The organism is Candidatus Saccharibacteria bacterium oral taxon 488, from assembly GCA_010202115.1.
GTDB lineage: Bacteria > Patescibacteriota > Saccharimonadia > Saccharimonadales > Saccharimonadaceae > Nanosynbacter.
The window spans coordinates 690,635-711,442 of the sequence record CP047917.1 but is presented as its reverse complement, the minus strand read 5'-3'; the positions used below and the strand labels follow the sequence as shown (position 1 = coordinate 711,442).

Sequence of the window (20,808 nt, the reverse complement as noted above, 5' to 3'; positions counted from 1 at the left end):
TATTGTACGCTATGAGCATGAATAATTATCTCCAAAAAATCGGCGTTATTATCACCGAAAATCGTAATCGTAAAGGCCTCACCCAGACACAGCTAGCTGAGGCCATTGGTACATCACAAAGTGCCATCAACCGTATCGAGAACGGTGGTCAGAATATTAGCGTCGAGATGCTAATGAGGATTAGCGATGTACTCAATTGTGATATCGTGACGCTTAACCACTCAGGCAAGATGAACTTTCGGGTGCATGGTGGCAAAAAACTTTCTGGTGATATATCGGTCAAAACGAGCAAGAATGCAGCCGTGGGGCTGCTCTGCGCTAGCCTGCTCAACAAGGGAAAAACGACGCTGCGTCATGTGGCACGTATCGAGGAGGTTAACCGGATCATTGAGGTGCTCAACTCGATTGGCGTTAAAACCCGTTGGCTGCGAAAGAACGACCTGGAGATTATACCACCGGCGCGGCTGAGGCTGGAGGATATGGATATCACTGCTGCCAAGCGTACGCGCACAGTACTAATGTTTCTTGGCCCACTTCTCCATCAATATGATGATTTTCGGCTACCATTTGCTGGTGGCTGTAACCTTGGCAAGCGTACGGTCGAGCCACACCTGTCGGGGCTAAAGCATTTTGGGATGCAGGTGGACGCTGAGAGCGAATATTATCATGCGCGCGTCGAGCCAACAACGGGCGATCGGACAATTTTATTGACTGAACGCGGTGATACGGTGACAGAAAATGTTATCATGGCGGCGGCACTGTCTCCGGACACCACCATTATTCGCAATGCGAGCCCAAACTATATGGTGCAGGATGTGTGTTTCTTTTTGCAGAAATTGGGCGTGAGCGTTGAGGGTATCGGCACAACGACACTGAAAATCACGGGCCGGTCGCATATCAATACGGTAGTCGATTATTACCCATCTGAAGACCCGATCGAGGCGATGAGCTTTATCGCGGCGGCCGTGGTGACTGATTCAGAAATCACGGTGCGCCGGGCGCCGATTGAGTTTTTGGAAATTGAGCTGGCGACATTGGCTGAAATGAGTTTGCAATATGAGTTAAGTGAGGAATATGCAGCCGATAATGGCCGAACTCGTTTAGTGGACATTACACTGAAACATTCCGAGCTGGTTGCGCCAAAAGACAAGATTCACGCGCTGCCGTTTCCGGGAATTAATATGGATAACCTGCCGTTCTTGGGGCTGATTGCGACCGTCGCTAAAGGCCGGACATTGGTGCACGATTGGAGCTATGAGAATCGAGCGATTTATTTCACCGAGCTGAGTAAATTGAATGCGCAGATTGAACTGGTTGATCCGCATCGGGTGTATATCACTGGCCCGACCAGGTGGAAGCCCGCTGATGTTGTGGCACCGCCAGCGCTGCGGCCGTCGGTTGTGGTACTGCTCGCTATGTTAGCGGCGCCGGGCGTATCAATCCTGCGCGATGTGTATTCAATCAATCGCGGCTACGAAGAACTAGCACAGCGGCTCAATTCACTGGGTGCAGAGATTGAAGTTATCACCGAGTAGCTATGGAGTGTTCTGCCATCGGCTCTATTTGGTTGTGTGGCGGGCGGGAAACAGAAACTTGAGATAATCCTTGAGCATTCGTGCACCTGATATGATCGGTAGATAGGCCGTGAGCTGGCGATGAATGTGCTGCATCAGTAGCTCATCGCTGGCGATAATTTGTGCCGCCCGCCGCATATTAGCGTAGAGCGAGGTGGTTTCGTCCTCTGGACTTACACCGCTCACCTCGAGACAGGCAATTGGTTTAATGTCAGCAACACCACCGTCACTGGTAGAGATGAGCAGCTTGAGATTGGCAATGTCTTTTTCCCATGATGTGCCGCAGGCCTCGAGGCCAATGATCGGCACGTTGATAGCAATGTCTGAGCCAATCGCCAGTGCTCGTCCCAGGGTCTCGTCGTAATCTTGAATGTAGTGGACGCGCTCACGTAGGACAGGGTCGCTATCGACGAGCTTGAGGATGGTCAGGAGCTGCTGATACATATCATGATCGCCCTGATGAACCTTACCGGCGAGGATGTAGTGAGCGTTGCTATCGAGCAAAATCTGCCTGAGTGTCTCTGGGCGCTCAAATGGTAGATGCGGTCGCTTGTAATTGGCGAACCGCCGTTTGAAGTCAAATACCAGCGCGTCTTCGGGCAGGTGAACTGGGTTGTTGTATTGATCCTTGCGCCCCATAAGGACTCGGTTTAGCTCCAGCCGGCCCACGCGTTTGAGCGAGCGAATGGTGCTAGCGGGTAGCGTGGCGATTGCCTCTTGATACTGCTCTGTTGGCAAGCCAAATTTATCAATAATAGTATGCTCACGATAAGTCTGCAGGATCTCCGGCAGCACCCATGTTTCCAGGTCAATGCCGTTGGTGATGGCGTGGAATTTGACTTTGTCGTTGTTGCGGTCGCGGAAATTTGCCACGCGGGCGTGCAGTTTACTGACGCCATTTTTGGCTTCGGTCAACTCAATTGCCAGCAAATTAGGTCGCAAACGGTCGTTACGAAATTGCTCCATCAGCCAGCAGCGCACGGCGTTGCTTTTGAGGTTTGGCAGTACTAATTTTTCAAATTGCGAGCGGTGAAACTCTGGTTCAGCGGCCTGGAGTAGGGTGTGGTTGGTGTAGAGTGTGTGTTTGCGGACGTAAACGATTGCTTCGTACAAGTTCATACCGTTGGCGCATAGCTCGTCCAGCCGAGCCAGTGCCGCAAAAATTGTTGCGGTTTCATTGAGCTGAATGACGGCTGGTTTGATGCCGAGTAGTTTCAGGGCCTTATAGCCGCCAAACCCAAGGGCTACCTCCTGGTACAGCCGGTGATCACCCGAGCCTTCGCCTTCGTACAATTGCCCAAAGTTTGGCTCTGAAATGGTGACAAATTGCGTTGAGCCGAGCGTCTTGCGAAAGACGCTGAGGCTAGCATCGGGAAAGCCGGCGGAGCTGACTGAAACTTCATCAATATAATGAAAGCCATACTCCTGGGGCGAGACTTTTTCGACGTATTCAGTTTGTGCGAGGTCGGTAATTTTTTGATGTGATTCGCTGCGGTAAAATGGCGTCACCACCACAAATGGCACTTCCAGCTTTTCGGCTACCCGCCGCGTGTCTGCTGCCAATACGCCCAGGCCGCCACCACCTTTGATGCCGTTGGCCTTGTCATAAATTTCCATTGTCCAGTAGATGTACGGCCGTGACTTAGACAGTTGATGCGTCAGGCTGCTACGCTCAATTACGTCATAAAATTCGGAGGCGTCTTCGATGTCCTGTGGCTGATATGGTGACGTGTTTGTGTATGAATATGAATCCATGATGCCCTTTTCGCGGATTGAAATTATCTGACATTGGTGCGGGTGGGGAGAATCGAACTCCCATCTCAAGTTTGGAAAACTTGCATACTAGCCGCTGTACTACACCCGCGAGCTTGCACTATTGTACCAGAAAGATGCTATAATGTGAACATGCCCTGATAGCTCAGCTGGATAGAGCAGAGGACTTCTAAGCCTAAGGTCGTAGGTTCGAATCCTACTCGGGGCGCCAGGAATGATCGAAGGAGGGTCGCGTGGATGCTAGTGGTAAACCTCGAATGTCGCGTCGGTTAGTTCAGCGGTTAATGGCGCATCGGCCACGGACGCAGCCGGCGTTTGGTAATACCGGTCGAAGTCGTCGAGTGAGCGACCGCAACTGCGATCGCCAGCGGATCGGGAATTATCAGTCATCAGCGCTGGGTGCGCGTGGTTATATGCCGCCAACGAGCGCTGACGATACACTGGAAGACCATGACACGACTAGTGATGTTCCGCTCTCTAATCGTACCTTTGCGGGTAATTCGCTGCGCCAAGCGGAACCGTCGTTATCATCACAAAATATCCCAGGCAGTGTGCCACCGGGCGGTCCTGCTGATAATATTACTCGTCCGTCGCCATCATCGCCTCGATTTCAAGAGCCGCCTTCACGTGGCCACGATCCATTTTCGTAAGCAGTACGATTTATTATGCATACTAAAACCCCAGAAAACTGGGGTTTAATAATTCCTTGGAGGGCCAGGAGGGGCTCGAACCCTCGACACCCTGCTTAAGAGGCAGGTGCTCTAACCAGCTGAGCTACTGGCCCAATCAGTCCAGATTATAGCATAATGAGTGGTGAAGGTAAACATAGCGTCGCACCTTTTGCTACGGACAATGCTTGGGGCGAATGATGGGGCTCGAACCCACGGCCTCCGGAGCCACAATCCAGCGCTCTAACCAACTGAGCTACATCCGCCAAGCTTCCCGATTATACCACAGGCGGCTACCAACCTCAAGGCGCTCGACGTGCTCATGCTGATTTGCTACAATCAAACAATGAAATCTCTCAATGGTGCAGAACTCGCGTCGTTTATTAAAGAGCGTCAGGCCAAGCAAGTCCGCATGCTCCGTCAAGCGCACCACATCCAGCCACGCCTCGCCATCGTCACCGATTCGGACAATCCGGTCATCACTACCTACATGCGCCTCAAGCAGCGCTACGGTGCAGACATTTTAATTGAGGTAGAAATTTGTCGGGTGGCGACTCGTCACCTACCGGAGACAATCACGGCACTGAACCAACGCGATGACATCCAGGGAATTATCGTCCAGCTACCACTGGCCGAGCCGGAGCAGACCGATCAAATTGTGCGGTTGGTGGCACCGGAAAAAGACGTCGATGGTCTCAATTCTGAGCAAACGCTGTTTGACCCGGCGACACCGATGGCCATCAATTGGCTGTTAGCGGGCTATAGTGTGGAGCTGGCTGGTAAAAGGTTGGCTATTGTTGGGCGTGGGCGGCTGGTCGGTGCGCCGCTCGAGCGGATGTGGCGAGCGTCGGGGCTGGACGTAACGGTATTTAGTCGGGGTGATGATTTATCGCGACTACACGAATATGATGTCATCGTCACGGCAACTGGTGTGGCGGGATTGATTCAGCCGAACATGATCCGACCTGGTGCTGTGGTAGTCGATGCAGGCACCGCCTCGGAGGATGGTAAGATTGTTGGTGACGTGGCACCAGCAAACCGGACGCGTACTGATATCCACCTGACACCAGAAAAAGGCGGCGTCGGCCCGCTGACGGTGAGCGCATTGTTTGATAATGTGATTACCGCGTGCCTACACCGGGTCAATATCCGGTAGAAACTCACGGCTTTGTAATGACTGATTTGACCTGGGCGACGACTTGGCGTGGGGTGAGGTTGGCCTTGACAATGTAGCCTTGGATGCCGAGTGAGCGCATCTCGCGCGGAGCTTCTTCTTCGCCGAGGTTGGTCAGTACGATAACCGGTATGGTCTTGCCCCACGCGTGTGAGCGAATACGTCGCAAGGCCTCGGCTCCATCCATCTCTGGCATCTGGATATCAAGTAAAATGACATCTGGACGAAACGATTCGACGAGTGCCACGCCAATTGTACCATTACTCGCTAGTCGCACGTCAAACCCGTCCGCCTCGAACTTCATTCGGTACATCTGACTGATCGTCGCATCATCTTCAATGATAGCAATTTTAACCATAATTGTATTATAGCAGGCAGTGGTGTATTGTAAAACTAGCACAAAAGAGGTGGGCAAAGTGACAATAAAGCAGCGTAAAAGCATAACTATTCAGCCAGATCGTTATGGCTGGGTTGAGTTGTCAGAGCGCAGGGCGGAACTTGAGCTGAATCAGTGGCGGATTCATCCAGTGCCGATGCGTGACCGATATCAGACGCAATCCCACGAGAAGGTAGTGGTGGAGCTAGAAGAGCTGACTGGTATGGGCTTTCATGGTGATTGTGATCTTAACGCAGCGATTGGGCGCCAGCGAACGAGGATTGATGATACCAATCCAGCGACACACGAGTTGATCGCTCGGGTTCCTGGCGTCGAGAATTGGTTGGAACTGATACCGACGGCGGCGGCACTAGACTTGTTATATGATCCGAGTATTGAGCAATTAGCGAATGGCAAGCCGGTCTCGCCAGTGGTGCGCGACTGGGCCTGTAATATTTTGGATGCGCACGGTATTCGCAGTCGCGGTGAAATTGTTCAGGATATTCTTGCCAGGCACATTATTGATCAAGCGTCTCTGGGCGCCGCAGAGCAGCAGTGGGTCAGTCTGGCTTGCGGCGCTGCTCAGCCGGTTTGTCATGCGCTCCGGCATATCAAAGAGAGCGGCAACCCTACGCCGCGCGTCACACTGGTTGATCTTGATCGGTCGGCGCTCAGGGCCGCGCAAACGTATGCCCAGACAATGGAAGTCGGGCAGTTTACCAACGTTCGCTGTATGAATATTCTGCGCCCTCAGGGTGTAGTCTCGCCTGAGGTAGACATGCAAACCAACGTGGCAGCTCGAGCACTGCGGCGACGGGTTGACCTTGAGGCGGCTGCATATGATGCAGTCGATGCTGTTGGAATTTTGGAGTATGTGCCCGAGGTACTTTCAGATGAAGGTCCGACGGCGCTGCAGGTTGATGCCGCAACCTTCTTGGCTCATGCTGCTCAACTGGTGAAACCTGGCGGGCTGCTGTTAGTTGGCAATATGCGTGATACGCATCCGCAGCTGGGCTTTACGCTCAATGTCGTGCAGTGGCCGCATATCCAGCCTCGGTCAATCGAAACAATGCAGCGGATCGCGGGGGCAGCGGGTCTGGGTGATTGGCGGGTCGATGTATATTGTCCTGATGATGGCGTCTATGCACTGTATGCTATGCGTAGACCAAAGGTTGGTGGTACACTAGAAATATGACGAGGGAGTGGGCATGGAGATAGCGGGGCTGATCATTGCCGGGGTAATGTCGCTGGTGTTTGGCCTCATGGTCGTGGCTCATCAACCACGCCAGCTGGCAACCCGGTTCTTTTTTGTGCTGACGGTTGGCATTGCGCTGTGGGCATTGGGTATCGCGGCGTTTTTAGCGACTAATGTGCTGGCGGCGGCACTGATATACCTGAGGATATATTACATCGGAGCAGCACTGATCGCGGCAGCCATGATCTCAGTGGCAACTCACATTGGTGCACGACGAACAACAAAATACGTGCCAGCCACTGCCTGGGTGTTATTTGGCATTATTGCTTCGATGATTATCGTGCGAGTTGATTGGCTGATAGCGCAGGTGGCGCTGAATGATCATACGGTCGTGATTCATCCGATCGGCTATTTCGTCTATATGGTGTATTTCATACTGCTGTTTTTGGCGGCACTTATCATCCTCGCGCATCAGGCTCGTCGCCGCAGTGCGCTCTTGGTGCGCTCTCAGCTACGACTCATTTCCTATGCCTATGGCATTGCTGGCAGCGTAGGTATGATATTTAATTTACTGCTGCCGGCTGTTGGTCGCTATGACCTCATCTGGATTGGGCCGCTGAGCACCTTTATTTTTATACCGCTGGCATATCTGACGATTGTCAAGCACCGTCTCTTCGGTTTGAAAGATGCGGCGGTGCGAACAATCGCGTACGCCATGCTGCTAAGCTTATTAACAATCGTATACTACACGGCGACCTATAGTATTTCGGCGATCGTCAGTGCGTTCAGCGGTTATGATAGCGGCGGGATGCCAGGATTCTGGGGTGTGCTAGCGGCATTATTGTTAGGGTTTTTGTTTCAACCGACCAAGCAGTTTTTTGATCGCCTGACTGACAAGCTATTTTATCGACAGGGCTATACCATTGAAAGCTTTATCAACGAGATTGGGCAAATTTTGCTACATACGATGGGGCTGCGACTACTGACGACTCGGTTAGCGGTGTGCCTAACACGGCTTATCAAGGCGCGTCAGGTTATTTTTGCCGTGTATGATAATGGTCGCTTTCGGATATTTGGCTCACGTGGACACACTCGTCCGCCGCAGGTAGATCTAGCGGAGCTGGTAATGCAACACCAGCTTGAGCAGCTCGATGACGTGGCGGTTGTCGAATCGCTGCCAGAGCAGTTACGGCGGACGATGAAACTACAAAAGCTGGCTATCGTCATGACATTGTCGCTACAGGAGGATATCGTTGGTTTTGTGCTGATCGGCGAAAGTCAGAAAAATAACTATGTCGAGCGCGATCTCTCGATGCTTCGGGCGGTGCGCGGTGAGCTGGCGATTGCCATTAAAAATGCTCAGTCGATGGAGGAGGTGAATGAGCTGAATGCCGAGCTGCAGCAGCGTGTCGAGGCGGCGACGCAGGAACTGCGGATGAGTAACCAGCAGCTACAGCGACTAGACGAGGCGAAGAATGAGTTTATTTCTATGGCGTCGCATCAGCTGCGGACGCCGCTAACCAGTATCAAGGGCTATCTCGATATGTTGCTCCAGGGTGATCTCGGTCCGGTTTGTCCGACCCAGAAAGCTGTTCTGCGCGAGGCCTTTTCCTCGAGTGAGCGCATGGTACAACTGATCAATGACTTTCTCAGCATCTCTCGTCTGCAGACTGGGACATTCACGATGAATCGTCAACCGGCTAGACTCAGTGATATTGTACGAAGTGAAATGGCTCTGCTGAAGATTGTGGCCAAGCAGCATAACATCACTCTTTCGGTGCATATTGACGACGATGTTCCGACGTTGGCCATTGATGCCGAAAAGCTCCGCCAAGTCATCATGAACATGATTGATAACGCAATCTTTTATTCTAAAGAACAAACGACGGTTAAGGTGTCGCTCTGTTGCGATACGCGGGAAGTGGTGTTTACGGTCGAAGACCAAGGCATCGGTGTGCCAAAAGCTGAGCAGTCTGGCGTGTTTGGTAAATTCTTTCGCGCTTCAAATGCTCGCAAGCGTCGTCCTGACGGTACGGGCGTTGGCTTGTTTTTGGCGCGTAAAGTTGTGTTAGAGCACGGCGGATCAATGATCTTTACGTCAAAAGAAGACAAGGGCAGTACGTTTGGTTTTCGTCTGCCGCTTGATAGGCCGGCCGTGAACAAGAAAAAGGTGACAAGTCGCTAAGAAATATTGATTATCGGAACAGACTAATAATACCCGTGATAATCACAATAACGATGATGACTATTACTACGCCAATGCCGACACCACGCAGTAATTTTTTGCGTTCATATAGCCACTGACCGGCCGACGAGCGACTGACCGCCTGGATGCGCGTGACACTGGGCCGAGTTGTTGCGGCGTCAACGCCAGAGTATTTCTTAGAGCGCTTTTTCTTCTGTTTTGCCATAATACTATTGTACCATGAAATACCCCTCGGGGTGCGAGGGGTATCCACGTCAACCAGAGTTGTGATTATACGTGACGTCGACTGATGAGGTAGGCGACCCCAGCAGTGAGCAGGGCACCAAGACCCAGCCCACCAACGAGCGTGTCGGTGGCATTACCGGTCCGTGGCAGTTCGCCAACGGTCGTCGGTGCGGCAGGTGGGTTAGTGGTTTGTGTGCCGCCCGATGCTGAAGGTGACTGCTGATTATCGTTGGTCGATGGCTGTTTCGGTTGGTCTGGTGTTTTTGGTTCAGGCACCGGTGTAGCCGGCCGAGTCGGATTTACTGGTTGGGTCGGTGTCGGCTGTTTCGGATCGGTCGGCGCTGGTTTTGGTTGCGGCGTTGGCTGTGGTTTTGGCTGCGGAGCTGGGGCCTGCGGCTTGGCCACCTCTATAGTAGCACCACTGCAGTTGTTATGGCCCTCGAGCGAAATTTGATCACTCTTGATGCAGGTTGTACTAGTCAGTGTGCCCGCGACATATTGCTTGACAATAGCGTCGACAGTAAATGTTTTCGATTCATTTGGCTTGAGCTCACCAATCAGCGTCTGCCAGGTATTATTTTGAATTGTACCAGCGGATGCCTTTAGGTAGGCTACCCCTTGTGGTGCGGTATTGGTAACATACGTGTCATGTATAGTGGCGGTCCCTGTGTTGGTAACAGTTACTCGGTAGGTAAAGGTCTTGTTGACGGTGACTTTTTTGTGTTGTGCGCCATCAACAGTAGTTTTGACGGCAAACCCCAGTGTAATTTTTGGTGGTTTATCTGGGATTGGTTCAGGTTTCGGATCAACTGGTTTCGGAATTGGCGTTGGCTTTGGTTTTGGATCCGGTGTTTCGCCAGGGACTGTGGCCTGCTTAGCGCAGGCATCGCTGGTCACCATTTCTTCTTTACCATTCACATCAACGACAATAAAGGCTTTGACCGTGTATGTGCCCGGTGTGAAGCCCTTGAATTCGTTACCAGTTTGATACACCTCTTTACCCTTAGCATCGTAGACCTTGTAGATCGTCGTTTTATATGTCGCACCATCACGGGCAGCGTACTTGACTGAAAACTTGAAATTAGTAGCTGAAAACTGATCAATACTGAGCGCATTACAACGATAAACTGGCGTAGGTTTCGTATTCGTCGGTGTTTGCGTATTGGTATTAGTCGAATGATTGGAATCTAGTGCCCATAATGTGGTTGGCACTACTGTCGCTACCGCAACCATCGCTAGAACTGCATAGTGGCGCAGTGACAATGAGCGGAATAGTGATGACAAATTTCGCATAACTTCCTCCTTTATCCTCGTAACTCTACGTAGAATACACCAAAATGATGAAAAAGTCAATTTTCGCATGACTGGATAGCTAGACATAATATTATCAATCTGCTACAATACGATCTGTTTAATGGCCTCATCGTCTAACGGTTAGGACACCAGGTTTTCATCCTGGCAATCGGAGTTCGATTCTCCGTGAGGTCACCAATACTTATAAGGATAGTTATCCCGTTTGAATTTGCAGTAGCTCGCTCAGTTTTGATAGCGAGCTATTTTTGTTGACGTCAAAACGAAAAATACTCTGGTATAATAGACAGTAGGATACTTCAAAAAGAAAGGGGAAAATCCTCGAATGACAAAGACGACGGCCATAAAGAATGAACCCAAGAAACAAGCTGCATCTTCACCAGAGCGTAACATTCGATGTGAGGCGGTCATTATTATCGAGGCGGCAATACTTGTTTGTTCAGCAGGGGTGTTCATAGGTCAGCTGCCGCTATTCTTTCGAAACCTTCAGGATATGCCGTTAGTACTGACTGTCATTGGCGTAGCTATCGCATCACTCCTCGTTCAAGGTCTCATTGTCTTGAAGCAGTCCCGTCGAACTGACCAGTACCGACAACGAATCGCTGCGCTCGCTATGACTGTGGTGTATCCGGTGGTGCAATTTATTGTGTTAGCACAATTTTATGTCTTTCAGGTTGGCCCATTTAGCTCAGCGCTTCGAGAAGTTACCCGTGCGATATTTAGTGCTACACTGGCCTTTAATAACTCGCTCCCGGCTATCTTGTTTATGGTGGCGTGTACGACTATTGGTTCACTGTGGCTATGGAAGATTATCATAACACCTGAGGGGGTATCATATTGGCAGCCACGTCCAGCCGACCAGCTATCTGAGGCGGAGAAAATTAAGCAGGAGCGGGGCCTGCGTTATCGCAAGATTGGCGTGACCTTGATGGTGCGAGTGCCGTTCGCACTCATATGTGCGTTCATGTTTGTCATAACACTTTTGTATATTGTTCGTGCTACCATTCTCTTTGCTGTAATGATGGCGATGTCTGCGGTGCTGCCATATGCAGTCATTTTGAGCTTTGTTGTTGGGCTGGTGTATATGCTAAAGGGTGAGGTGTATTACAGGGTAAAGCATTGACAAATTATGAGAGGATCGCGTATAATGGAAATAAGCTTGCGTTCATACAGGGTATACGCCGTGTAAGCGCGCGGGCCTACCAGAACGGTCGCACGGATGCGGAAAACTAATCGTTTAGCAATATCAACTAATTATTAGGTCGACAATGCATCCTGTTCTTGTGCGAGAAGAAAGACTCAGTACGGTAGTCAGCGTTGATGGAGACATTGACACGGGAGAAGCGTTATTCGTAACCAAGCATCTGCCCATCGGGGCAAAAAACTCAAGCTAAGCGCAATATCGGCGTATGGCGGAATCTTTCTATTAGTTATTTCATTTCTGGCACTAAGTTATCAGACAGGTGGCGTCGCTAGTCAGCAGGGCTCAGTCTCGGCCTCTCAGCCAGTCGCACCGTCTACTGGTGTGACACATGAGACAAATAAGGTTTCAGTAGATCAACTGGCGGCTGCTAATGCGGTAACCGATCTGGCTGAGACGGTCAATCTGCCAACTGCCGGTGATTTACGTGAAGCGACGGCAACGCTGTCAATCAAAAAAGAGTTGGCTCAGGGTGATACGGAGGTTATTTCTAAGCCACAGATTATCCAGCCTGAGAAATCAGCTCAGCGCGGCATCAAGACTTATGTCACTAAGCAGGGCGATACAATTGACTCGATTGCTAAGAAGTTTAATGTGACGGCCCAGACGGTGCGCTGGGCGAACAATACGACATCTGATGCGGTTGAAGCTGGCAAAACATTGATTATCCCGATGGTTGACGGCGTGGTCTACACTGTTAAGGACGGCGACACCGTCGAAAAATTGGCAGAAAAGTATAAAGCAAATCCTGAACGAGTGGCATTGTATAACGACTTGGCAAATGGGGCGGCACTAGCCAAAGATACACGAATTGTTCTGCCGGGTGGCGTATTGCCAGAAAATGAGCAGCCAGGTTACGTGGCGTCCCGCTCTGGCCGTCGGGGCTATGCAGGGCGGACAACGGGCGGCGCAGTCAGTGGTATCAGCTATGGTTACGCTCGAGCATCAGTTGGCAACCGATACGCTCTTGGCAACTGTACATGGTACGTGTACGAGCGGCGGGCAGCACTTGGTCGACCAATTGGTAGCTTCTGGGGCAACGCGACGTCGTGGGCAGCAAGTGCTCGGGCGGCAGGCTTTGTCGTTAATCATACACCGGCACCAGGGGCAATCTTCCAGACAACATGGGGCGGCGGCGGTCTTGGCCACGTTGGTATGGTCGAGCGGGTTGAAGGTGGCACGATCTACGTTAGTGATATGAATTATGCGGGGTATAACGTCGTGACGCATCGAACGATCCCGATGTCTGAAGTTGGTCGGTACAACTTTATTCACTAGGATGCTCTAAGGCAATAAAGCGCCTCCGCTATCTCTCGGGGGCGCTTTTTGATATACTAAAATTATGTTTGTAGATACAGCGAAAGTGTTAGTGCGAGCTGGCAAGGGCGGCAACGGCGCAGTCAGTTTTCGGCATGAGAAGTATGTTGATAAGGGTGGTCCTGATGGTGGCGACGGCGGACGTGGTGGTGATGTTGTGTTTTTGGCAACCAAAGACCTGAATACACTGCTGAATTTTCGCTACAGGCCAGAACTAAAAGCAGAGAATGGCGGTGACGGCAGTAAGCGTAATAAGCGTGGCAAAAGTGGCTCGCCGCTGGTTATCAAAGTACCAATGGGTACATTGGTCAAGCGCGACGGCGAGGTAGTTGCAGATTTGACGGCAGACCAGCAACAAGCGGTTGTTGCCCGTGGCGGTGACGGTGGCTTTGGTAACGCGCACTTTACGTCCAGTACGCGCCAAGCACCAAAGATGGCTGAGCTTGGCGAGGCGGGTGAAGAATTTGAGGCTGAGCTGGAATTGAAATTATTGGCCGACGTTGGCTTGGTTGGTTTCCCTAATGCTGGTAAATCGACATTCTTGAGCGTGGTTTCTAATGCTCGGCCGGAAATTGCCAATTATGAATTTACGACCTTGACGCCAAATTTGGGCGTAGCGGATGTTGATGATGGTTCAGTGTTGATTGCTGACATCCCGGGGTTGATTGAAGGCGCTTCGGAAGGTAAGGGTTTGGGCGATCAGTTCCTGCGCCACGTTGAGCGGACAGCCGTGTTGCTCCACATGATTGATGCGTATAGTGACGACCCAGCGGAAAAATACCAGACTATTCGCCGTGAGCTGGAAAAATATTCCGAGGAATTGGCGACGCGCCCAGAGATTATCGCTTTGACGAAATGTGAAGGATTGGATGAAGAAATCATTGCCATGCAGTCGACAGCGTTACACAATGTAGCCAATGGTTCGCCAGTGGTGGTGATCTCCTCTCAGACGCATGCCGGCGTGACTGAGCTGCTACGCCTACTGCGTCGTGAGGTCACGAATTATCGAGTACGGGAAGCTGAGCGGACTGAAGAAGAGGGAGACGATTTGCCGGTAATCGCGCTGGACGCACAAGCAGCATCTGATGCCTGGACGGTAGAGCGGGTGGTCGGTGCGGAGCCTGAAAATGTAGACGATGAAGAGATGATTAGTTTTATTATCCACGGTGCTAAAATTGAAAAGTTTGCTCGCCGTACTAACTTTGATCAATTTGAATCGGTCAATCGCCTGCGCGACATCATGCGAAAAATGGGTATCACTCACGAGCTAATCCGTCAGGGTGCAGTCGGCGAGACCGTGGTGCAGATTGGCGAATCGAAGCCGTTTACGTTGGTTGAGTAGTAGGTTTGGGTGTCATCTCGTAGCTTTGCTATACTATAGGTATGGCACAGACATTCTTCTTCTACGACCTAGAAACCAGCGGACTGAATCCGCGGCAAGACCGCATCATGCAGTTTGCTGGGCAGCGGACGGACATGAATCTCGAGCCGATTGGTGAGCCGTATAATCTATTGGTGACGCTGAATGATGATACGTTGCCGAGTCCTGATGCACTAATGGTGACGGGTATCACGCCGCAAAAAACGGTTGAAGAAGGTTACACCGAGGCGCAGTTTGCCCGGATGTTGAGCGAGGAGATTTTTACGCCGGACACCATCGCGGTTGGCTTTAATAATATTCGGTTTGACGACGAATTTATTCGTCATTTGTTGTGGCGCAATTTCCATGATCCGTACGAATGGAGCTGGAAGGATGGTCGCTCGCGTTGGGATTTGCTGGATGTGGTGCGATTGACGCGGGCACTGAGGCCGGAAGGAATAAATTGGCCGCTTGATGCTAAGGGTGAGCCCAGCAATCGTTTGGAATTAATCACTAGTGCCAATGGTATTGCTCATGAAAATGCTCATGATGCCTTGGCGGACGTGACAGCGCTGATTGCCGTGACGAAATTGATTAAGCAAAAGCAGCCACAGCTGTATGATTACTTGCTAAAAATGCGTGACAAAAAAGCAGTCCAACAGCTGGTCAACGTGGATGACAAAAAACCGTTTGTTTACGCCAGCGGGCGTTACGACAAAGAGTTCGCCAAAACCACGGTGGCCTTTCCACTGACGACCAGTCGAAACGGCGGTGTGGTCGTCTATGACTTGCGGTATGATCCGATACCGTTTGTTGGGCTGAGTGCGGAGGAATTAACAAAGAAAATCTTTGCGTCGTGGGAGGAGCGGCAGGCTGAGGATTTTGTCAAATTGCCAGTCAAAGAGTTGCAGTACAATCGCTGTCCGGCGGTGGCACCGCTGGGTGTGCTGGAGCAGGGCGATGGCTGGCAGAAAATTTCGCTTAGCACAGAAATTGTCCAACAGCATCAAAATATTTTGCTGAATCACCCAGATTTTGCCGAAAAATTGCGCAGTATTTTTGAAAATAAACCAGCCTTCAAAAAGATGCCCGATCCAGAAGCGCAATTATACGACGGCTTTTTGCATGACCGCGATCGTATCCGTGTCGAAGCGGTGCGCAATGCTGATGAGCGTGAACTAGCTGATTTTCATCCAGAATTCCAGGACGAGCGGCTGGCGTCACTACTGCTGCACTACAAAGCGCGCAACTTTCCGCGCTCGCTCAGCGAAGATGATTTAGTGCAATGGGAAGCATGGCGGGCTCAGCATCTGCAGGCGCAGCTACCGCAGTTTATGGCGTCTCTACAGCGGTTGGCGCCGACAGCGACTGACGAGCAGCAGTTTATCTTGCAGGAATTACAGCTATGGGCGGAGGCGATACTGCCCACTGAGGACTAAGATGCGGTACTTAATTTATGGTGCGGGAACAATCGGTCTGACGTATGCACATTTATTAGCGGTACACCATGATGTGGATGTGCTCGTATCGCCTGAGCGGTATGAAGAGGTGTCGCAAGGCGTGCCACTTGCTATAAAGGATTTGCGTCAGCGTGACAATACGTATCAGTCGACGGTATTTTACCCACAGTGTGTCACATCGCCAGTAGGTTATTACGACGTTATATTAGTAACGGTTAATCGCTGTCAACTTCAATCGGTACTGCCGATACTAGCAAAGTATCAGCCGAAGGCTAGGTGGATTGGATTTATGCAAAATAATTGGAATCTGGCCAGTGAGGTTGATCAATATATATCGCCTGATGATTATTTTATTGCCTTCCCTTCCAGTATTGGCGGTGGGCGAGATAATAATGGCGTGAAGGTTATTATATTTCCAACACCGACGCGGGTTGGTGGTGCAAGGGCGGGAGCAAAGTTATTCATGCAGCACTTAAAAGAAGCTGGGGTAGCGAGCAGCTATGATGCTCGTCTGCTTGATTGGATGAAAGTTCATTATCTCCAGCAATCAGCAACTGCTGGCGCCATAGCTAGTAGTGGCAGTTTTTCGGCATTAACGCATGATCCAGGGGCGATTCGTCAGCTAATTATGGCACTTCGTGACGGTATGTCTCTATGTCGTCACCAAGGTGTTGCGGTGTGGCGAGTTTTCCCTTTCAATGTACTATCAATGATGCCGCTAGGGGTAGCTACTGCAATAATGCGGCATGCACTTCAACAGCCCGATGTAGTCGATATGGTAACGGGTCATATGAAGCACGGATTTAACGAATGGCTAGCTGGGTATGATGAAGTATTGGCTGACGGCAGGCGGTTAGGGGTTTTGATGCCGGCATGGCAGGCATATAATCCGGCTGTTCAGCGCTATAAGACAACTATACACTAAGTTTATAATAACTCTTGCGATAGCTAGTCACGTGGTGTATAGTAAGAGTATGAATGCACAGTACACACTTCTTGGGTTTTTAGCGTAAGGATCAAACTATGGATATGAGTTAAAGAAGAAGTACGATGACTACTTTGGTAAAGATAAGCCAATTCTAGCCGGGTAGGTATATTCAATATTGGCGCGGTTAAAACGTGATGGCAAGGTTAAAGAAATTGTCGATACTGGCACCTCAGGTGGTCCAGATAGAGTTCGTTATGCTATCACTAAAAAAGGACATTATGAGCTACAAGAATGGTTGGAGACTCCCGAAGCGCCATCACCCCAACTACAGGCAACGATGTATATTAAGTCGGTACTCGCCATTCTCAAGGAGGGAGACGCCGCACCATACCTTGATAATCAGCGCACCGCACATATCCAACGCATGCGTGAGTTAACCACTCAGCGGCGTGATAGCGACTTGTCAAATATGCTACTGATTGATCATGCGTTGTTTCATTTGGAGGCAGATTTACGATGGATTGAACTAACTATCTCACGCTTAACAAAGTTAAAGGAGGAATTATTACATGGGCAAGCCAATTATTAGTGCGAGGAATATCAAGAAATCATTTGGACAGGCGCAAGCGCTGCGTGGTGTATCGCTTGATGTTATGGCCGGCGAGGTGCTAGCAATTATGGGGCCAAGTGGCTCGGGCAAATCAACATTATTGCACAGTCTAGCAGCGGTTATCGGTGTTGATAGTGGCGAGATTCATTTTGATGGTCACCGTATTGATGCAATGAATGATGATAAACGTAGTATCTTGCGGCGGACTCGCTTTGGTTTCGTTTTTCAGTTTGGACAGCTCGTGCCAGAATTGACCAGTCTCGATAATGTAGCCCTGCCTCTGCTGCTCAATGGTGCTAAGCGACAGGAGGCTTACAAGCAAGCTGAGCACTGGCTCAAAGCGGTCGGACTCAGCGACAAGGCTGGCAGCATGCTTGGTGAATTATCGGGTGGTCAGATGCAACGTGTAGCGATTGCTCGTGCTATGGTGACCAATCCAACCGTACTGTTTGCCGACGAGCCAACCGGATCGTTGGATAGCCTTAACTCGGAGAAGATTACGGAGTTATTTATTGCAACCGCTAAAGAGCATGGAACAACGGTTATCATGGTGACCCATGAACCGACGATTGCTGCGTATGCAGACCGTGAGATCATTGTTCGTGATGGTCAAATTGCAAGCGCTGGACATGTACAATCAGTGAGCTCTGATGCTCATAGCAGGAGGGTTATATAATGAGCATTAGTTGGATGCTTCTTCGTAAATCTGGTCGCCAATCAATGGCCCGCCTCGTGCTGACATCGGCAGCTATCGCACTTGGTATAGTGTTGGTTTGTTATTTTGTAGCCGGTGTAAACGGTCTACTGAAACGGACCGACCGTGCGATTATTAATACGGCTATACTTCAAGCAAAGAATGCTGCACCGCAGCAGCGACAACGAGACACCACCGTCAAGCCGCTAAAGGCGTCAAACGTACAGCTAGGTAATTTGACGAAATGGCGCGATAAAAAAATTAATGTACTGTCACTCTATGGCGTAGAAGGGTCGGTCCAGTTTGCTCAATTACCAACACCAGCATCTGGTGAATATTATATGTCAAAAGCTCTGGCCGAGAAGGTCGCCCAGCATCCCGAGGATAAGATTATTGATAGATTTGGCAAGCATACAAAGTATCTTGGTACGATCCCTGATGCGTACCTACAAAGTCCAGACGCACTGATGCTTATTCGAGAGGTGAGTACTGAGGAAGTTGCCGCCACGGATAAGGCCGCTCAGTCTCGTGGGCAATCATCATACTTTACCGATATATACCAAACTGATGCAACGGCTGGTCATCGCCAAACAATTGGTCTTGATCCAATATCGGTTATTGTGCTTGGGGTTGGTGGAACAATTCTACTATTTCCAATTGTTATGTTTGTCGCGGTTGCGACCCAGCTAGGTGGCGTACAGCGTGAGAAACGCTATGCGGCATTGCGGTTGATTGGCGCCACAAAAAAGCAAGTGACACGAGTGATTCTCCTCGAGTCACTTATAGCTTCAATTATCGGAGTTGTTATTGGTCTCGTAGCGTTTTGGCTGTTTCAGGCACCGCTACAGAATTTTGAGATGGGTGATGCACGATTCTGGCCGGCTGATTTGCAGCTAAACTGGCTACAGTATCTGTTAATCATTGCATTGACACTGGCGTTAACTATTGGTGTGAGCTGGCGGCGGATGTGGCGAGCACAGATTTCACCACTTGGCGTAGCCCGGACGCAAGAAAAAGTAAAGAAGTTGCGTATTTGGCGAGTACTACCACTAGCAATAGGTCTTGGTATCTTTGCCTGGGCCTCGACTCCTGCGGGACATCAGTGGCTTCATGGGCAAGCAGATAGTTCATTAGGAGCAATGATGGTGCTCGCGGCGGGAGTGATGCTTGTTATGTTTGGCCTGGTATTGGCCGGTGGCTGGCTGACGAATTGTATCGCACGATGGTGCGCTCGGTGGGCGCGTAGCGGTCTGGTGCTGATCGCAAGTAAGCGTATCGCGGTACATTCGCGAGCTGTATTCCGCAGTGTCAGTGGTGTCGTCTTGGCACTATTTGCAGGGAGTTTTTATCTGACGGCAGTTAGTGGCATTGAAATGCTGAGTGCATCATCAGTTAATAATAATGGCTACTCACAGCGTAAGGGTAACTCTGCGATAATTATTGGTGATTCACTGCCGCAGTCAATGCAGCAAACTCTTAATAGGCAGCAATATATTGTAAATAGTGCAGCAATATATCCTCTCGAAAAAGGCCATGCTATGCGTTGTAGCGATCTAGCATCATACACTGAGCATACGTGCCCAAGCGGTGCTCGTCCGGATCAATTTGCACTCATCAATTTTGATGCGCCAGTTACGCAGTCGGTGACATTGATGGATACTGTTGAAACAAAGGGCAACGTTAATTATCTCGTGACTCTACAAAATGCAGTTGATGTTGATCAATTGCGAGGCCTAGTTGGTGAGCGACTACAATCAGCCAATCCAATGTGGGTCGTTGGTGGTGCTGATTCTAAGCGGCCAGCCATTAATCCAGTCATCAAAAACTTCGCCGATCTTGCCTATGTTGGTATGGGCGTGACATTGTTTGTCGCCGTAGCAAGTTTAATTGTATCGACGATTGGTGGACTCTTGGAGCGACGGAGGTCACTGTTTACGTTACGGCTCGGCGGGATGAAACTCAGTCAGCTAAAGCGCCTCGTTGGCTTTGAATCGCTAGTGCCGTTAGTGAGTGTCTCCCTACTCTCGTGTGCTATCGGTGTGTGGACAGGATTGGTATTTATCAGCATCCTTCCAACCTCCCTAAAGCCAGTTATTACACCACTATATTGCTTGATTGTTGGTGCTGGATTGGCAATGGCTATTGTTGATATCTATATCATATTGCCAATGATCAAGAAGCTGACGTCACCAGAAGCAAATCAGACTGAGTAAGCGGGGCGGGGATATCTTTAGTTTGTTGCAACGGCCAATCGTGCTGTAGATTGGTCGTCAACCTTGGGAGTGGCATCAGCTTGTGCTAGATGACGTTGCGTCATTACGAGCCACGCTGCAACCATAGCTAGACTGACGTGCTGTGTTGTTGCGTGACGAGAATTTGCCGCTAGACGGAGTTGTCGATTAATGCGACGCTGATCAAACTCTCCGATAACCTCGATACTACTCCAAAATGCAGCACTAATCGATTTTGCCCAGATAATACATACCGGCACAATGATCATCCAGAAGCCCATCATCACAGCTGCTGGCAGAATGATACCAGTGAATGGAAGTCTACCGATAACCATGAATGAAAACCACTCTTCGCGGGTCAGGTAAAATAAGGTTGCGACGGCAACGGCAATTCCACAGATGATCACAAACCTCTTCATGTGTTTTACTATAACAGCCGATTATCATATTTGCAATCATAAGCTTAATATGTTTTTATGAATATATTTATAGTGTGGCGACAGGG

17 protein-coding genes, 5 tRNA genes and 1 pseudogene are annotated in these 20,808 nt (G+C 50.2%); 15 read left to right on the top strand and 8 right to left on the bottom strand.

Features of this window, described 5'->3' with window-relative positions:
• Positions 1-11 precede the first annotated feature (11 nt).
• Positions 12-1,535 (top strand): UDP-N-acetylglucosamine 1-carboxyvinyltransferase, encoded by a 1,524-nt coding sequence (locus tag GWK74_03825; GenBank protein ID QHU90619.1) that lies wholly within the window; start codon positions 12-14, stop codon positions 1,533-1,535.
• A 24-nt stretch (positions 1,536-1,559) separates the two neighbouring features.
• Here GWK74_03825 and glgP read toward each other — a convergent pair whose 3' ends face one another.
• The gene (gene glgP, locus GWK74_03820; protein QHU90618.1) at positions 1,560-3,329 is read right to left on the bottom strand and encodes an alpha-glucan family phosphorylase; all 1,770 of its coding nucleotides are present in this window, start codon (positions 3,327-3,329) and stop codon (positions 1,560-1,562) included.
• Positions 3,330-3,363: 34 nt separating this feature from the next.
• Positions 3,364-3,438 (bottom strand) — tRNA-Gly (locus GWK74_03815).
• Positions 3,439-3,481: 43 nt separating this feature from the next.
• Here GWK74_03815 and GWK74_03810 point away from each other — a divergent pair.
• Positions 3,482-3,558: transfer RNA gene (locus GWK74_03810), tRNA-Arg, on the top strand.
• Between the two features lie 22 nt (positions 3,559-3,580).
• Positions 3,581-3,997: a hypothetical protein gene (locus tag GWK74_03805; protein QHU90617.1), complete on the top strand. Its 417-nt coding sequence runs from the start codon at positions 3,581-3,583 to the stop codon at positions 3,995-3,997.
• A 57-nt stretch (positions 3,998-4,054) separates the two neighbouring features.
• Here GWK74_03805 and GWK74_03800 read toward each other — a convergent pair.
• Positions 4,055-4,131: transfer RNA gene (locus tag GWK74_03800), tRNA-Lys, on the bottom strand.
• Between the two features lie 73 nt (positions 4,132-4,204).
• A tRNA-His gene (locus tag GWK74_03795) sits at positions 4,205-4,281 on the bottom strand.
• A gap of 80 nt (positions 4,282-4,361) precedes the next feature.
• Between GWK74_03795 and GWK74_03790 the strand changes: the two genes are divergently transcribed.
• The gene (locus tag GWK74_03790; protein ID QHU90616.1) at positions 4,362-5,171 is read left to right on the top strand and encodes a hypothetical protein; all 810 of its coding nucleotides are present in this window, start codon (positions 4,362-4,364) and stop codon (positions 5,169-5,171) included.
• 4 nt (positions 5,172-5,175) lie between these two features.
• On the opposite strand, the gene GWK74_03785 is transcribed toward GWK74_03790, so the two are convergent.
• Positions 5,176-5,547 (bottom strand): response regulator, encoded by a 372-nt coding sequence (locus tag GWK74_03785; GenBank protein ID QHU90615.1) that lies wholly within the window; start codon positions 5,545-5,547, stop codon positions 5,176-5,178.
• Positions 5,548-5,605: 58 nt separating this feature from the next.
• Here GWK74_03785 and GWK74_03780 point away from each other — a divergent pair, with 58 nt between their 5' ends.
• Both GWK74_03780 and GWK74_03775 read left to right on the top strand, forming a co-directional pair.
• Positions 5,606-6,760, top strand: a complete 1,155-nt coding sequence (locus tag GWK74_03780) for a hypothetical protein (protein ID QHU90614.1) — start codon at positions 5,606-5,608, stop codon at positions 6,758-6,760.
• Between the two features lie 13 nt (positions 6,761-6,773).
• A complete protein-coding gene (locus GWK74_03775) occupies positions 6,774-8,945 on the top strand; it encodes a hypothetical protein (protein QHU90613.1) in 2,172 nt (723 codons plus the stop codon).
• Positions 8,946-8,955: 10 nt separating this feature from the next.
• On the opposite strand, the gene GWK74_03770 is transcribed toward GWK74_03775, so the two are convergent.
• Together GWK74_03770 and GWK74_03765 are read right to left on the bottom strand one after the other, a co-directional pair.
• Positions 8,956-9,171, bottom strand: a complete 216-nt coding sequence (locus GWK74_03770; protein ID QHU90612.1) for a hypothetical protein — start codon at positions 9,169-9,171, stop codon at positions 8,956-8,958.
• A gap of 65 nt (positions 9,172-9,236) precedes the next feature.
• A complete protein-coding gene (locus GWK74_03765) occupies positions 9,237-10,484 on the bottom strand; it encodes a DUF11 domain-containing protein (protein ID QHU90611.1) in 1,248 nt (415 codons plus the stop codon).
• A 123-nt stretch (positions 10,485-10,607) separates the two neighbouring features.
• On the opposite strand from GWK74_03765, the gene GWK74_03760 reads away from it, so the two are divergent.
• The 9 genes and pseudogenes from GWK74_03760 to GWK74_03720 all read left to right on the top strand — a co-directional run bounded on the left by GWK74_03760 (position 10,608) and on the right by GWK74_03720 (position 20,285).
• Positions 10,608-10,682 (top strand) — tRNA-Glu (locus tag GWK74_03760).
• A 145-nt stretch (positions 10,683-10,827) separates the two neighbouring features.
• Positions 10,828-11,625 carry a hypothetical protein gene (locus GWK74_03755; protein ID QHU90610.1) on the top strand — a complete coding sequence of 266 codons (798 nt, stop codon included), beginning with the start codon at positions 10,828-10,830 and terminating at the stop codon, positions 11,623-11,625.
• A 402-nt stretch (positions 11,626-12,027) separates the two neighbouring features.
• Positions 12,028-12,981 (top strand): LysM peptidoglycan-binding domain-containing protein, encoded by a 954-nt coding sequence (locus GWK74_03750; GenBank protein QHU90609.1) that lies wholly within the window; start codon positions 12,028-12,030, stop codon positions 12,979-12,981.
• 64 nt (positions 12,982-13,045) lie between these two features.
• Positions 13,046-14,362, top strand: coding sequence for a GTPase ObgE (gene obgE, locus GWK74_03745; protein ID QHU90608.1), 1,317 nt, complete (start codon positions 13,046-13,048; stop codon positions 14,360-14,362).
• A gap of 41 nt (positions 14,363-14,403) precedes the next feature.
• The gene (gene sbcB / locus GWK74_03740; protein QHU90607.1) at positions 14,404-15,819 is read left to right on the top strand and encodes an exodeoxyribonuclease I; all 1,416 of its coding nucleotides are present in this window, start codon (positions 14,404-14,406) and stop codon (positions 15,817-15,819) included.
• A 1-nt stretch (position 15,820) separates the two neighbouring features.
• Positions 15,821-16,765, top strand: a complete 945-nt coding sequence (locus tag GWK74_03735; GenBank protein QHU90606.1) for a ketopantoate reductase — start codon at positions 15,821-15,823, stop codon at positions 16,763-16,765.
• 49 nt (positions 16,766-16,814) lie between these two features.
• Positions 16,815-17,357, top strand: a pseudogene (locus GWK74_03730) (PadR family transcriptional regulator).
• Positions 17,338-18,054, top strand: a complete 717-nt coding sequence (locus tag GWK74_03725) for an ATP-binding cassette domain-containing protein (protein QHU90605.1) — start codon at positions 17,338-17,340, stop codon at positions 18,052-18,054. The pseudogene GWK74_03730 and the gene GWK74_03725 overlap by 20 nt, the downstream one beginning before the upstream one ends.
• Positions 18,054-20,285, top strand: coding sequence for an FtsX-like permease family protein (locus GWK74_03720; GenBank protein ID QHU90604.1), 2,232 nt, complete (start codon positions 18,054-18,056; stop codon positions 20,283-20,285). The genes GWK74_03725 and GWK74_03720 overlap by 1 nt, the downstream gene beginning before the upstream one ends.
• Before the next feature lie 17 nt (positions 20,286-20,302).
• Here the strand turns inward: GWK74_03720 and GWK74_03715 are convergent, their stop codons facing one another.
• Complete coding sequence (locus GWK74_03715; protein ID QHU90603.1) at positions 20,303-20,722, bottom strand: hypothetical protein; 420 nt, start codon at positions 20,720-20,722, stop codon at positions 20,303-20,305.
• Positions 20,723-20,808: the final 86 nt, after the last annotated feature.

Bases quoted from the DNA above. Each gene is read 5' to 3' on its own strand.
- GWK74_03825 (QHU90619.1), top strand. From the start codon at position 12: ATGAGCATGAATAATTATCTCCAAAAAATCGGCGTTATTATCACCGAA.
- glgP (QHU90618.1), bottom strand. From the start codon at position 3,329: ATGGATTCATATTCATACACAAACACGTCACCATATCAGCCACAGGAC.
- GWK74_03790 (QHU90616.1), top strand. From the start codon at position 4,362: ATGAAATCTCTCAATGGTGCAGAACTCGCGTCGTTTATTAAAGAGCGT.
- GWK74_03785 (QHU90615.1), bottom strand. From the start codon at position 5,547: ATGGTTAAAATTGCTATCATTGAAGATGATGCGACGATCAGTCAGATG.
- GWK74_03775 (QHU90613.1), top strand. From the start codon at position 6,774: ATGGAGATAGCGGGGCTGATCATTGCCGGGGTAATGTCGCTGGTGTTT.
- GWK74_03770 (QHU90612.1), bottom strand. From the start codon at position 9,171: ATGGCAAAACAGAAGAAAAAGCGCTCTAAGAAATACTCTGGCGTTGAC.
- GWK74_03765 (QHU90611.1), bottom strand. From the start codon at position 10,484: ATGCGAAATTTGTCATCACTATTCCGCTCATTGTCACTGCGCCACTAT.
- GWK74_03755 (QHU90610.1), top strand. From the start codon at position 10,828: ATGACAAAGACGACGGCCATAAAGAATGAACCCAAGAAACAAGCTGCA.
- obgE (QHU90608.1), top strand. From the start codon at position 13,046: ATGTTTGTAGATACAGCGAAAGTGTTAGTGCGAGCTGGCAAGGGCGGC.
- sbcB (QHU90607.1), top strand. From the start codon at position 14,404: ATGGCACAGACATTCTTCTTCTACGACCTAGAAACCAGCGGACTGAAT.
- GWK74_03735 (QHU90606.1), top strand. From the start codon at position 15,821: ATGCGGTACTTAATTTATGGTGCGGGAACAATCGGTCTGACGTATGCA.
- GWK74_03725 (QHU90605.1), top strand. From the start codon at position 17,338: ATGGGCAAGCCAATTATTAGTGCGAGGAATATCAAGAAATCATTTGGA.
- GWK74_03720 (QHU90604.1), top strand. From the start codon at position 18,054: ATGAGCATTAGTTGGATGCTTCTTCGTAAATCTGGTCGCCAATCAATG.
- GWK74_03715 (QHU90603.1), bottom strand. From the start codon at position 20,722: ATGAAGAGGTTTGTGATCATCTGTGGAATTGCCGTTGCCGTCGCAACC.